The sequence below is a fragment of the Micromonospora sp. NPDC005237 genome (assembly GCF_040607775.1).
GTDB lineage: Bacteria > Actinomycetota > Actinomycetes > Mycobacteriales > Micromonosporaceae > Micromonospora.
Window position 1 is genome coordinate 387,657 of record NZ_JBEXHJ010000003.1, and the last position, 12,739, is coordinate 400,395.

A 12,739-nucleotide genomic window follows, 5' to 3' on the forward strand; every position below is an offset into this window, starting at 1 on the left:
GCGTCGCTCAACTCTTGAGCAGCGCGGTCGAGACCTGCCAGAGCCGCTCGGCGGCCTCCGTGTCCAGCGCGTACTCCGCGACGCCCGTGCGCCCGCCGGGCCGGGCGGGGGCTGCCTGCTGGCAGTCCTCGAAGTAGCGCCCACCCACGCCGTCGAGCAGTGGCGACGCGGCGACCAGCACCGACGTGGCGGCACCCTGTTCGACGGTCTTCCACGCCGCCGCGTTGCCCGCGCGCAACCGGTTCAGCTCCTCCTCGCTGACGTAGCGCTGGAGGTTGGTGCGGATCGCGCCGGGCATCAGCGAGTTGGTGAAGATGCCGTCGTCGGCCCAGCGGCGGGTCGCCTCCACGGCGAAGAGCACGTTCGCCGTCTTCGACTGCCCGTACGCCTGCCACGGCTCGTACTCGCGGCGGTCGTACTGGATGTCGTCGAAGACCACCGGCGAGCGCAGGTGGGCGGCGGAGCTGACCGAGACGATCCGGGCCCCGTCGGCAGCGGCGAGCGCCGGGCGCAGCCCGGTGGCGAGCGCGAAGTGCCCGAGGTGGTTGGTGGCGAACTGCATCTCCCAGCCCTGCGGGGTGCGGCTCAGGGGCGCGGCCATGATGCCGGCGTTGTTGACCAGGATGTGCAGCGGGCCGTCCCAGTTGGCCACGAAGTCGGCGATCGAATCCTGGTCGGCGAGGTCGAGCGGGGCGATCTGGACGCGGTCGTTGCCGGTGGCGCCGGTGATGTCGTCGGCGGCCTTCTGGCCGGCGTCGGGGTTGCGGACGGCCAGGGTGACCTCCGCGCCGGCGCTGGCCAGGGCACGGGCGGTCTCCACGCCGATGCCGGACGATCCGCCGGTGACGACCGCCCGCCGGCCGACGAGGTTCACGCCCCGGATCACGTCCATGGCCGTGGAGTCATGGGCGAACGACGTGGTGATCGGGTTGCTCGTCGTCATGATCCATCCTTGTCCCGGGTGGGGCGGGCCGGTCGGCCCGCCGGTAACCAGCCCCCCGCCCGGTGCGGGCGGACGCGCTGCGCAACCGCGAACGGCTGCCTCAGGCCGCGGTCCAGGCGTCTTCCCGTCCCGGACCGGAGGTAACCGGCTGCTCGACCTGCTGATGGACGGTCTGCGGTCCCGCGACGCGGGCTGACCCGTTCCGTCCTCCGAGCAGGCCGGACGCTGCCAGAGTGGGACCGTGGGCGGCTACCGGCGGGGTGGACAACTGGGACCAGCCGTCCCGATCGCCCCCGGCGCCCGGGTGGACAAGTTCGAGGTCTTCTTCGACCTGGTCTTCGTCTTCTCGTTCTTCATCATCACCCGGGCCACCGCCGCGAACGTCTCCGGCCGGCAGCTGCTGCACGCCAGCCTGGTGCTCGCCGTGCTCTGGTGGTGCTGGGTGGTGCACAGCCTGGTCGCCACCCGCGTCCGCCTCGGCGAGGGCTACGTCCCGGTGCTGATGGTCATCGCGATGGCGGCCCTGTTCTCGTTCGCGCTCGCGCTGCCGCAGGCGTTCAGCGACCCGAAGGCGGGCGCCGCCGGCCCGATGCTGGTGGCCATCAGCTACGTCGTGGTCCGCGGCATCCACTGGATCCTGTATCAGCACGTGGTGCGCGACACCCCGCAGGAGCGCCGGCAGCTTCGCCGGTTCGCGCCGGAGTTGGCGGCGAGCATCGTCCTGCTGCTGGCGGCCGCGCTCCTCCCGCCCCTGATCGGCGACCCCAGCCGGGCCGCGCTGGTCCGCGACGGCCTGTGGATCACCGTGGTGGTGGTCCAGTTCGCCACCGGCTTCATCGTCGGCACCTGGGGCTGGGGGGTGACCAGCGCCGAACACTGGACCGAACGCTACGACCTCATCCTGATCATCGCGCTGGGCGAGTCGGTGATCTCCGTGGGCGTGGGCGGCAACCTGCTCGGCCAACCGGTCACCTGGCCTGCGGTGGCGGCCGCCGCGCTCGGCATCGTGCTCACCGCCGCGCTGTGGTGGGCGCACTTCGACTTCGTCGGGCCGGCCGCCCGGATCGCCCTGCACGCGGCGGAGGGCGGCCCGCGCGTGGCGATGGCCCGCGACGCGTACGCGTACCTGTACCTACCGATGATCGCCGCCGTGATCCTCTTCTCCATCGGCAGCGAGGAGATCCTGCACCAGGTCACCGACCCGGCCGGCGGGCCCGCTCAACGGATCGAGGGACCCGCCGTACCCATGCTCTTCGGTGGGTTGATCTTCTATTTCGCCGTCAACATGCTGTTCCAGCTCCGCACCCTGCACACCGCCACGTGGACCCGCGTCGGCGTGATCGTGGTGCTGACGGTCGCCCTGCCGGTCGGCCAGCACCTGCCGGCCCTGGGCGCGCTCGCTCTCGCCACCGTGATCTGCGTCGGACTGGTGGCCGTGGAAGTGCTGGTGATGTCGGGCTCCCGGCACGCGCTGCGGGCCGCCGTGTTCGAGGAACGGACGACGCACGAGGCCAACGAGGCCGCCTGGCGGGCTCGCTGGCACGACCCCCCGGAGCCCGACGAGCCGGGCACACCGGAACGCTAGACTGCGGTCAGCGTCGCGGTGCACCCGGCACGAAGGCCGCCGTGGGCATGGAGGCGCGGGGACAGCATGGGACGAACGTGCACCCGACCAGTTCACCCGCCGACCGGCTCGCCGCCGTCGGCAATCAGATGATCGAGATCCATCTCTGGCTCGGCGCGGAGCTGGCCCGCCTGCGGGCCGACCTCGGCGACTCCCCCACCGGCGACGCCCGCCCGTCGCGGGACCTGCGGGCCCACTGTCTGACCTTCTGCGCCGCGCTCGGCCGCCACCACACCGGGGAGGACGCCGGGGCGTTCCGGATCCTGGCCGACGAGGTTTCCGAGCTGCGCCCGGTCCTGGCCAACCTGATCGCCGACCACGAGGTGGTGGCGGGGATCCTCGGGCGGATCGAGCAGGTGCTGGGCGACGATCGGCCGCTGCCGACCGCCCAGGTACGCGCCGAGCTGGACGGGCTGGCCGCGCTGCTGGAGTCGCACTTCCGGTACGAGGAGAAACGGCTCGTCACCGCGCTCAACGCGCTCACCGGTCGGCCCGGGACGACCGAGGACCTCCTCGGCCTGACCCCGCCGGCCGCGTGACGGCCTGGTCCTCGCCGGATGCGCCCGGGCCGGGCAGGCGCTCGTAGAAGCGGATCTTTTCCCGGAGGTGGTCGTACTGGCGCTGGAGCAGGCGCATCTGCTCCTCGACCTGCGCCGCGTGTCGTTGCAGCAGCTCGCGCCGCTCGTCGACGGTGTGCTCACCCTCGCGGGCCAGGGCCGCGTACCGGCACATCTGGGCGATCGGCATCCCGGTGTCGCGCAGGCAGCGGAACAGCACCAGCCAGCTCAGGTCGTCGTCGGTGAAGACGCGCCGGCCGCCCGCCGTGCGACCCACGTCGGCCAACAGGCCGATCTTCTCGTAGTACCGCAGCGTGTCCAGGCTGAAGCCGCTGCGCCGGGCGGCCTCCGCGGGGGCGTAACCGGTCATGTCCCGGCATGGTAGCCACCCCTTGACCTGGAGCGCACTCCAGGTTGGAGGCTGGTCCGCATGACGACGACACGAACGCTGGGACGCAGCGGCATCGAGGTGAGCGCGATCGGGATGGGGTGCTGGGCGATCGGCGGCCCGCTCTGGGGTGACGACCGCCAGCCGTTCGGTTGGGGAGAGGTGGACGACGACGAGTCGATCCGTACCATCCACCGCGCTCTCGATCTCGGGGTGACCCTGTTCGACACGGCCAGCAACTACGGCGCCGGGCACAGCGAGCGCGTCCTCGGTCGGGCCCTGGCGGGTCGCCGGGCCGAGGCGGTGATCGCCACCAAGTTCGGCAACGTCAGCGACGAGGCCACCCGGCGGGCGCTCGGCACCGACGCCAGCCCGGCGTTCGCCGTGCGCAGCCTGGAGGACTCGCTGCGGCGGCTCGGCACCGACCACGTGGACCTCTACCAACTGCACATCAACGAACTGCCGGTGCCCGCCGCGCTCGACCTGGTCGGCACCCTGGAGGACCTGGTCGACCAGGGCAAGATCCGGGCGTACGGCTGGAGCACCGACAACCCGGCCTCGGCGGAGGCGTTCGCGGCGGCCGGGGCGCGCTGCGTCGCCATTCAGCACGACGAGTCGGTGCTGAGCGACAACGCGGCGGTCCTCGCCGTCTGTGACCGCCACGACCTGGCCAGCCTCAACCGGGGGCCGCTGGCGATGGGCCTGCTCACGGGGTCGACCCGGGCGCTCGGCGCGGACGACGTGCGCGGTCGCGCGCCCGAGTGGTTGCAGTGGTTCACCGACGGCCGGCCCACGCCACGGTGGGCGGCACGGGTCGAGCAGGTCCGCGCGGCGCTCACCGCGGACGGGCGGACCCTCGCGCAGGGCGCGCTCGGCTGGCTGCTGGCCCGCAGCCCGCGCACGGTGCCGATCCCCGGCCTCCGCACGGTGGCCCAGGCCGACGAAAACCTGGCAACCCTGACCCTGGGCCCGCTCCCCCCGGAGGCGTACGCCGAGGTAGAAGGCCTCCTCAAAGACCTCCGCCACGGCTGACCCGCTCCCCCAAGCTCGTCGATCTTGCACTTTCTGTGGCGACGAATCGGGCCTCGCCCGACATAACGACGACACCAAGTGCAAGATCGGCGAGGAGTGGGGCCAGGGCGCATCCGGGGGTGGCGTTTTCGACGAAGATAAGGGCATGCGGATCCTTCTGGCCGGCGCGTCCGGCTTTCTCGGCACCCGGCTGGGCGACCGGCTCGCCGCCGACGGGCACGACGTCACCCGGCTCGTGCGCCGACCGGCGCGCGACCCGCGGGAGCGGCAGTGGGACCCGGCGGCCGGCCATCTCGACCCGGCTGCGGTCGCCGGTGCGGACGCCGTCATCAACCTGGCCGGCGCGGGCGTCGGCGACAAGCGCTGGAACGACGACTACCGGCGGCTCATCCGCACCAGCCGGGTGGACAGCAGCAGCACGCTCGCGACGACGATCGCCGGGCTGCCGGCCGCCGACCGTCCCCGAGCTCTGCTCAACTCGTCGGCCGTCGGCTGGTACGGCAACACGGGCGACCGGGTCGTCGAGGAGGACGCGCCCGCCGGCGAGGGTTTCCTGGCCGACGTCTGCCGGGTGTGGGAGGCCGCGACCCGTCCGGCCGAGGACGCCGGCGTACGCGTGGTGCGACTGCGCACCGGCCTGCCCCTGCACCGCGACGGCGGGCTGCTCAAGCCGCAGTTGCTGCCGTTCAAGCTGGGCATCGCCGGGCGACTGGGCAGTGGCCGGCAGTGGCTGCCGTGGATCTCGATGGCCGACTGGCTGGACGCGACACTCTTCCTGCTGGCCCACGACGAGATCGCCGGCCCGGTCAACGTGGTGGGGCCGCATCCGGTGACCAACGCCGAGTTCACCCGGGAGCTGGCCCGGCAGCTGCACCGGCCGGCGATCATCCCGATCCCCGCCCTGGCCCTGAAGGTGGCGCTCGGCGGCTTCGCCCACGAGGCCCTGACCAGCACGAGAGTCCACCCCGCCGTCCTGACAAAGGCCGCTTACCCGTACCACCACCCCACCCTCCCGCAAGCCCTCCAGGCGGCCCTGACCGCCTGACCACTCCCAGTTGATCAAGAGGTTTGCGTCATCCGGGGGGCGGATTCTGACGCAAACCTCTTGATCACCGGGGTGGGGTGGGGTGGGGTGGGTCAGCAGCCGATTACCCAGTAGTTGGGGGCGGTCTGCTTGAGGGTGCTCGTGTAGAAGGTGTTGTAGAGGCCCATGCGCTGGTTGGAGCCGTTCGCGTAGGCGTAGCCGCCGGACTGGTAGGCCCGGCCGGCCGTGACGTGCGCGTAGTTGCTCGCCGTCACGCAGGTCGCCGGCGTGGTCGGGGTCGGCGTCGGCGTCGGGCTGGCCGTGGGGGTCGGCGTGGTGGTGGCCGTGGGGGTCGGGGTGGGGGTGCTGCCGCCGCCGTTCAGGCCGAAGAAGAGCGCGTCGCGGTACGTCGAGCAGATGGTGTCCAGGAAGTACGCGCCAGCGGTGCCGCACTGGTCCGCGGCGGAGCCCGGGTCGACCGGGGTGCCGTGGCCCATGCCGGAGACCCGGTAGAGGCGTACCTCGTCGTTGCCGTACACCTCCAGGCTGGTGTTGCCGGGCAGCGACGACGTGCTGGTCGGCGTCTGCGAGATCCCCCGCACGTTGGTCCACTGGTCGCGGGACTCGGTGCCGTTGAGCGGGGTGACAGTGGTGTCCGACGTGCCGTGCCAGATGGCCACCCGGGGGCGCGGGCCGGTGTAGCCGGAGTAGGCGCCACGGACCAGGTCGCCCCAGGCGGCCGGGGTCTTGTCAGTGCCCGGGTTCATGCAGCTGAACGCGTTGACCATGCTCGTGGCGCAGCGGTACGGGATGCCGGCGATGATCGATCCGGCGGCGAACACGTCCGGGTAGGTCGCCAGCATGACGGCGCTCATCGCCCCGCCCGCGGAGAGGCCGCTGACGTAGACGCGGGAACCGTCGACCGCGAAGTTCGCCTTGGCGTGGTCGACCATCTGCTTGATCGACAGCGCCTCGCCCTGACCCCGGGTCGTGTCGCCGCTCTCGAAGAAGTTGAAGCAGGAGTTGGCGTTGTTGCCGGACGGCTGCTGGGCGACGATCAGCGTGAACTTCCACTGGTCGGCGTACTTCTGCCAGCCCGAGCCGGCGAAGTAGCCGGAGGCGTTCTGTGTGCACCCGTGCAGCAGCACCACGGCCGGGGAGTTGGCCGGCAGGTTGTCCGGCCGGTAGGCGTACATGGCGAGGTTGCCCGGGTTGGAGCCAAAGCCGGTGACCTGGGTGAGGGTGGCGGCCTGGGCGGGCGTGGCGAGGGTGATCGCGCCCGCTGCGGCGAGGACGAGCCCGGCGACCGCACCGAGCAGCCGGTTGAGGGTGGACGAGGAGCGGCGCACGGCGGCCTCCTGAGAGGGGCAGACTGTGAACTGGGTCACGGTCGAGTTGCCGAGACGTTACGACGATGTGTCGGCGCTATGACATGGGGCACACTCACACATTCACGGCAACCGTTGTGTACGACGAGCCACGGTCACCGCGGAGGCAGCGGAGCCGACAACAACCGCCGGTCTGACCGGCTCGTCCAGGTCCGGTTGGTAACGTCCGCTGCGTGCCGTCCTCCCCGTCGCTGGCCACCGGGCCCGCACCCGCGTCGCCGCCGCGCGCCCTCCGGGACCGCCGGGCCGACCTGATCGTCGTGCTGGTGGCGCTCGCGCTCGCCGTCTGGGTGACCAGCGGCCTGTGGCGGGACCCGAACGTGCGCGCAATCACCGTCAACTCCAGCGACCAGGCGCTGTTCGAGTGGCTGCTGGCCTTCGGCGGGCATGCGGTCACCCACGGGGAGAACCCCTTCTTCACGTACCTGATCAACGTCCCGGACGGCGTGAACCTCGCGGTCAACACCTCGATCACGGTGTACGCGGTGGTCTTCGCCCCGCTCACGTACCTCATCGGGCCACCGGCGACGTTCCTGGTGATCCTCACGCTGAACCTGCTCGCCACCGCGCTGGCCTGGTACTGGCTGCTCTCGCGCCACGTGGTGCGCAGCCGCCTCGCCGCCGGTGTCGGCGGCCTGTTCATCGCCTACTCCCCCGGCATGGTCTCGCACGCCAACGCCCACCTGAACTGGACCGCCGGCTGGCTCGTGCCGCTGCTGATCTGGCGGCTGTTCGCGCTGCGCCGCCCCGGGCACTGGCTGCGCGATGGGGTGATCCTCGGCGTCGTGGTCGCGGTGGCCTTCTCGATCGCCGCCGAGGGCCTGTTCTTCGCCGCCCTCGCGCTCGGCGTGTTCGTCGCCGTCTGGGCGCTGCACCCGGCCCACCGCGCCGAGGCCCGAGCCGCCCTGCCCACCTTCGTCCGCGGGCTCGGCGTGACCGCGGTGGTCGCCGGGGTGCTGCTGTCGTACCCGCTGTGGCTGCACTTCGCCGGGCCGCAGCGGTTCCACGGCACCGGCTTCGACCCGGTGATCCACTCCGAGGACATCGCCGCCTTCGCCGCCTTCCCGCGCCGCTCACTGGCCGGGGAGGTCGGGCTGGGCACCTCGCTGGCCCCGAACCCTACCGAGGAGAACTCGTTCTTCGGGATTCCGCTGCTCGTGCTCACCGTGGTCTGCTTCGTCGCGCTCTGGCGACGCGCCGACCCCGGCCGCCGGGCCGTCCTCTGGGCGCTGGGCGTCGTCGCGGTGATCTTCACGGTGCTGTCCTTCGGGCCGGTGGCGAAGATCGACGGACGCCGCACCGACCTGCCGATGCCGTTCGACGTGCTCGGGCAGCTGCCGGTGGTGAATGCCGCGCTGCCCGCCCGGCTGGCCCTGGTGGTGGCACCGGTGATCGGGGTGCTGCTGGCGTACACCCTCGACCAGCTGCGGGCCGCGCCGCCCCGGCACCGTTCGACGGAGCTGGCCTGGGCGCTGGGGTTCGCGGTGGCCCTGCTGCCGCTGCTGCCCACCCCGCTGTTGACCCGGGAGCGGGAGCCCATCCCGCACTTCATCACGTCCGGCGCCTGGCGGCAGTACGTCTCCGACGGCAACACCTTGACTCCGGTGCCGCTGGCCGTCGACGTCTACCCGGACGGCCAGCGCTGGCAGGCGTACGCGCTGTCGCACCGGCAGGGCGAGTTCGCGATCCCCGGCGGCTTCTTCCTCGGCCCCGGCGGTCCGGACGGGCGGGGCCGGATCGGGCCGGTGCCGCGCACGCTGAGCGCGCTCATGGACGAGGCCGGCCGCACCGGGCTGATGCCGATCATCACCGACGGCACGAAACGGGAGGTCAGCTCCGACCTGCGGCACTGGCGGATCGAGACGGTGGTCCTCGCCGACGAGGTGCACGGCGCGAAGTTCGGAGTCGACGAGGCGGCGGTCCGGCGTACCGCCACCGCCCTGTTCGGCGAGCCGCAACGGGTCGACGACGTCTGGATCTGGCGCATCCCACGGGCCGACCAATAGGAACGGCACGACGGACGGGGCTTCGTCATCGGTCTTCGTGGCTTCTAATGGGGCGATGAGAACGACGGGCAGACGACTGCGGCGCGGGGTCACGGTCGGTGTCGCGCTCGCGCTGGTGGCGCTCAGCGTGCCAGCAGCCACAGCCACCGGCAGCACAGCCACCGGCAGCACGGTGCCATCGAAGGTGCACCAGCCGTGGCTGTGGCAGGCCACCGTCGAGCAGCGCCCGGCCGGGCCGGCCGCGTTGGTCTTCTTCACCAGCCGCACCCGATTCCTGGAGTCGACCGGCGTGCTGGTCGGCCGGGACGGCGGTTACCGGCTGATCCCCCTACACGTCGGCGAGGACCACGGGCTGCTCTCCCCGGACGGGCGGCACTACCTGCGGCCGTCCGGCGAGTTGTTGGACCTCACCACTGGGCAGCAGCACCGCCCGATCCACACCGGGATGCAACCGCTGGCCTGGTCGCCGGACGGGCATCGGGTCCTGAGCACCCGCAGCAACGACGACGCGGTGATCAGCTACGGGCCGGACAACCAGCAGCTCAACGACCCGGAGAAGCCCGACGACCTCCTCGTCCTCGACCCGTACCGCGGCACCGAGCGGGTGGTCGCGGCCGGCACCTTCGCCGCGCACACCGCGGCGGCCTGGTCACCGGGCGGCGATCTGGTGGCGGTGGCCGGCCCGGCCGACGTGCCCGCGTCGATCGCCGAACGACAACGGCTGGTGGTCGTCGACCCGACCAACGGCAGCGTTCGCTGGCAGGTCGAGCTGGGCGATCGGCGGATGCTGGCCGGTCCGGCCGCCTGGCACCCGGACGGCCGGCGGATCGCGCTGCTCGCCTTCGACGGCTGCGCCGGCCTCCGCTGCACCTCCGAACAGGTGGCGGCACGTACCTGGCGGATCGAGTTCCTGGACGCCGCCACCGGCCACGCCGTCGGCCAACCGCTGCCGGTCGCCGCGTCGACCACGGAGATCGTCGGCTGGCGCGGGGTCGACCCGGTGGTGAAGCAGTCAATCGTGGCGGACGGCGACGACCGGCGGGCCGTTCTCGCCGCGGTGTCGCCCGGCGGCGGCCGGGACGTGCTGGTCACCGCACCGCCCGGGTCGACCGATCTGGCGGTGCCGGGCGAGCTGCTGGCTCGGGCCGCGTTCGGCGGCCCGGAGCCCCGGCCGTCGCCGTTCGCCGCCCCGCTCTGGCTCTACCTCGCGCTGGCCGTGCCGACGCTGGCCGCCATCGCCCTCCTCGTCCGCCGCCTGCGCCGTGAACGCCCGGCCGACCCCGTGCCGAGCACCTGAGCCGGGGGCACCGCTGGGCGGCCGGTGAGGCGGCTCACCAGGGATGATCGCCGAGAACGGGACTAGGCTGGACGCCGTGACGACGACGACCTCCGGCCTGACGGCCGTCCGCGCCGGCCTGCTCGACTACCAGGCCGCCTGGGACGAGCAGCGGCGCCTGCACGAGTCGGTGGTGGCGGGCGAGCGCGGCGACACCGTGCTGCTGCTGGAGCACCCGAGCGTCTACACCGCGGGCAAGCGCACCGAGCCCTGGGACCGCCCCATGGACGGCACCCCGGTCGTCGACGTGGACCGGGGCGGCAAGATCACCTGGCACGGCCCGGGGCAGCTCGTCGGCTACCCGATCCTGCGGCTGCCCGACCCGGTGGACGTGGTCGCCTACGTCCGCCGCACCGAGGAGCTGCTCATCGACGTGTGCGGCGAGTTCGGCCTGGCCGCCGGTCGGGTCGAGGGGCGCAGCGGAGTCTGGGTGCCCGAGGACGACCGGGGGCCGGCCCGCAAGGTGGCCGCCATCGGCATCCGGGTGGCCCGGGGCGTCACCCTGCACGGCTTCTCGATCAACTGCGACTGCGACCTGACGTACTTCGACCGGATCGTCCCGTGCGGCATCCGCGACGCCGGCGTCACCTCGCTCACCGCCGAACTGGGCCGCCCGATCAGCGTCGCCGACGTGCTCCCGGTGGTCGAGCGCCGACTCGGCACCCTCGTCGAGGTCTGAACTTCCGGCCGGCGGCCGACCGTCGACCAGAAATTCCGCACCGGGTGTCCCGTGGAGGGTCCGACCGATCGTCCCTATGGTGGAGTCGGCGACCAGCGCCGACTCGACACCTGAGGCCGGCGTCCACCGCCCGGCCCGGACGCGAGGAGCGGACATGCCCACCTACATCGCGCTGACCTACACCGCGGACGTCGACTGGAGCAGCCCCGAGCAGGCCGCCGAGATGGCCGAGTACCGGGAGTTCGGCGAGGCCGCACGCGCGGTGATCCGCGGCGGCAGCGCGCTCTACCCGACGGCCACCGCGACCACCGTACGGGTCCCCGGCGGCAAGGGCGGCGACGTGCTCACCACCGATGGCCCGTACGCCGAGACCAAGGAAGCCCTGACCGGCTTCTACCTGCTCGAATGCGCGGACCTGGACGAGGCCGTGGCGACGGTCGCGAAGATGCCCGCGGCCTGGAACGGCGCGGTCGAGGTACGCCCCGTCATCCCGCTGTGACCCTGACCGGCGACGCGGCGACAGCCGGCGACGCGGCCGCGCGAGTGATCCGGGCCGAGCGTTCCCGGATCCTCGCCACGCTGATCCGCGTCACCGGCAGCGTCGACCTCGCCGAGGACGCCACGCAGGACGCGATCGTCCGCGCCCTGCGGGTGTGGGCGCGAGACGGTGTACCGGACAACCCACGCGGCTGGCTGTTGGTCGTGGCACGGCGGCGGGCGGTCGACGTGATCCGCCGGGAGGCCCGCCGCGCCGGGAAGGAGGCCGAGGCCGTGGCGCTGCTCGATCCCGCACCGGACTCGCCCGAGGCCGTCCGGGACGACCTGCTCCGGCTGATCTTCACCTGCTGCCATCCGGCGCTGTCCCTGGACGCGCAGGTGGCCCTGGCGCTGCGCACCCTCGGCGGGCTGGCCACCGCCGAGGTGGCCCGCGCCCTGGTGGTGCCCGAGGCAACCATGGCCAAGCGGCTCACCCGGGCAAAACAGAAGATCACCCGGGCGGGCATCCCCTACCGTGTCCCGACGGCCGAGGAACTGCCGGGCCGGCTTGCCGGCGTCGCCGCCACCGTCTACCTGATCTTCAACGAGGGTTACACGGCCGGTGCCGGCGACGACCTGATCCGGGTCGGGCTGGCGGACGAGGGTCTCCGGTTGGCGCGGCTGCTAGTCGAGCTGATGCCGGACGAGCCGACCGTGCTCGGCCTGCTGGCCCTGCTCCTGTTACAGGACTCCCGGCGGCTGGCCCGGGTCGACGACGACGGCCGGCCGCTGCTCCTGGCCGAGCAGGACCGCGCGCACTGGGACCGGGCCGCGATCACCACCGGCGTCGCGCTGGTCGGTCAGGCGCTGCGCCGCACCCCGGACAATCCCGACCGGTACGTCGTCCAGGCCGCCATCGCCGCCTGCCACGCCCTCGCCCCGTCCTACGACCAGACGCCCTGGGACGCGGTGATCTCCTGGTACGACGTGCTGCTCACCGTGCACGACACACCTGTGGTACGGCTGAACCGGGCGGCCGCCGTCGGCGAGCGGGACGGCCCCGCCGCCGGGCTGGCTCTGGTGGAAGCGATCGTCGGGCTGGACGGCTACCCGTGGTTCCACGCCACCCGCGGCGAGTTGCTGCACCGCCTCGGCCGGGCCGACGAGGCCGCCACGGCGTACCGGGCGGCGCTCGCACTGGACCTCAACGGCCCGCAGTCGGCCCGGCTCCGCGACCGGCTCGCCGAGTGTTGACAGGTCCGTGGCGCACGGGCCGGCAGCACCC

Annotated in this window: 12 protein-coding genes; 9 read left to right on the plus strand and 3 right to left on the minus strand. The window is 72.7% G+C overall.

Translation table 11 applies throughout. The features are described from left to right. Positions 1-7: 7 nt before the first annotated feature. Positions 8-943, minus strand: coding sequence for an SDR family NAD(P)-dependent oxidoreductase (locus ABZT87_RS10620; protein ID WP_355134981.1), 936 nt, complete (start codon positions 941-943; stop codon positions 8-10). A 241-nt stretch (positions 944-1,184) separates the two neighbouring features. On the opposite strand from ABZT87_RS10620, the gene ABZT87_RS10625 reads away from it, so the two are divergent. Then, positions 1,185-2,528 carry a low temperature requirement protein A gene (locus ABZT87_RS10625; protein WP_354859731.1) on the plus strand — a complete coding sequence of 448 codons (1,344 nt, stop codon included), beginning with the start codon at positions 1,185-1,187 and terminating at the stop codon, positions 2,526-2,528. A gap of 77 nt (positions 2,529-2,605) precedes the next feature. Then, positions 2,606-3,106: a hemerythrin domain-containing protein gene (locus tag ABZT87_RS10630; RefSeq protein WP_355134983.1), complete on the plus strand. Its 501-nt coding sequence runs from the start codon at positions 2,606-2,608 to the stop codon at positions 3,104-3,106. Here the strand turns inward: ABZT87_RS10630 and ABZT87_RS10635 are convergent. Continuing rightward, a complete protein-coding gene (locus tag ABZT87_RS10635) occupies positions 3,048-3,494 on the minus strand; it encodes a MerR family transcriptional regulator (RefSeq protein ID WP_355134985.1) in 447 nt (148 codons plus the stop codon). The two genes, ABZT87_RS10630 and ABZT87_RS10635, sit on opposite strands and share 59 nt — an antisense overlap. A 60-nt stretch (positions 3,495-3,554) precedes the next feature. On the opposite strand from ABZT87_RS10635, the gene ABZT87_RS10640 reads away from it, so the two are divergent. Further along, positions 3,555-4,544, plus strand: coding sequence for an aldo/keto reductase (locus tag ABZT87_RS10640; RefSeq protein WP_355134987.1), 990 nt, complete (start codon positions 3,555-3,557; stop codon positions 4,542-4,544). 145 nt (positions 4,545-4,689) lie between these two features. Next, on the plus strand, positions 4,690-5,589 hold the full coding sequence (locus ABZT87_RS10645; RefSeq protein ID WP_355134989.1) for a TIGR01777 family oxidoreductase: 900 nt from the start codon (positions 4,690-4,692) through the stop codon (positions 5,587-5,589). 92 nt (positions 5,590-5,681) lie between these two features. Here the strand turns inward: ABZT87_RS10645 and ABZT87_RS10650 are convergent, their stop codons facing one another. After that, a complete protein-coding gene (locus ABZT87_RS10650) occupies positions 5,682-6,917 on the minus strand; it encodes a PHB depolymerase family esterase (protein WP_355069032.1) in 1,236 nt (411 codons plus the stop codon). Between the two features lie 212 nt (positions 6,918-7,129). Between ABZT87_RS10650 and ABZT87_RS10655 the strand changes: the two genes are divergently transcribed. The 5 genes from ABZT87_RS10655 to ABZT87_RS10675 all read left to right on the plus strand — a co-directional run bounded on the left by ABZT87_RS10655 (position 7,130) and on the right by ABZT87_RS10675 (position 12,708). Next, positions 7,130-8,962 (plus strand): DUF2079 domain-containing protein, encoded by a 1,833-nt coding sequence (locus ABZT87_RS10655; RefSeq protein ID WP_355134991.1) that lies wholly within the window; start codon positions 7,130-7,132, stop codon positions 8,960-8,962. Between the two features lie 55 nt (positions 8,963-9,017). Then, positions 9,018-10,259, plus strand: coding sequence for a hypothetical protein (locus ABZT87_RS10660; RefSeq protein ID WP_355134993.1), 1,242 nt, complete (start codon positions 9,018-9,020; stop codon positions 10,257-10,259). A gap of 76 nt (positions 10,260-10,335) precedes the next feature. Next, a complete protein-coding gene (gene lipB, locus ABZT87_RS10665; RefSeq protein ID WP_355134995.1) occupies positions 10,336-10,977 on the plus strand; it encodes a lipoyl(octanoyl) transferase LipB in 642 nt (213 codons plus the stop codon). A 154-nt stretch (positions 10,978-11,131) separates the two neighbouring features. Continuing rightward, positions 11,132-11,476 carry a YciI family protein gene (locus tag ABZT87_RS10670; protein ID WP_355069027.1) on the plus strand — a complete coding sequence of 115 codons (345 nt, stop codon included), beginning with the start codon at positions 11,132-11,134 and terminating at the stop codon, positions 11,474-11,476. Continuing rightward, entirely contained in the window at positions 11,473-12,708 is a 1,236-nt protein-coding gene (locus ABZT87_RS10675; protein WP_355134997.1) for a sigma-70 family RNA polymerase sigma factor, read from the plus strand. Before ABZT87_RS10670 ends, ABZT87_RS10675 begins: the two co-directional genes overlap by 4 nt. The last annotated feature ends 31 nt before the right edge of the window (positions 12,709-12,739 follow it).

Excerpts from the sequence above, each read along its gene's own strand:
- ABZT87_RS10635 (WP_355134985.1), bottom strand. The coding sequence starts at position 3,494 with ATGACCGGTTACGCCCCCGCGGAGGCCGCCCGGCGCAGCGGCTTCAGC.
- ABZT87_RS10670 (WP_355069027.1), top strand. The coding sequence starts at position 11,132 with ATGCCCACCTACATCGCGCTGACCTACACCGCGGACGTCGACTGGAGC.
- ABZT87_RS10645 (WP_355134989.1), top strand. The coding sequence starts at position 4,690 with ATGCGGATCCTTCTGGCCGGCGCGTCCGGCTTTCTCGGCACCCGGCTG.
- ABZT87_RS10640 (WP_355134987.1), top strand. The coding sequence starts at position 3,555 with ATGACGACGACACGAACGCTGGGACGCAGCGGCATCGAGGTGAGCGCG.
- ABZT87_RS10660 (WP_355134993.1), top strand. The coding sequence starts at position 9,018 with ATGAGAACGACGGGCAGACGACTGCGGCGCGGGGTCACGGTCGGTGTC.
- ABZT87_RS10620 (WP_355134981.1), bottom strand. The coding sequence starts at position 943 with ATGACGACGAGCAACCCGATCACCACGTCGTTCGCCCATGACTCCACG.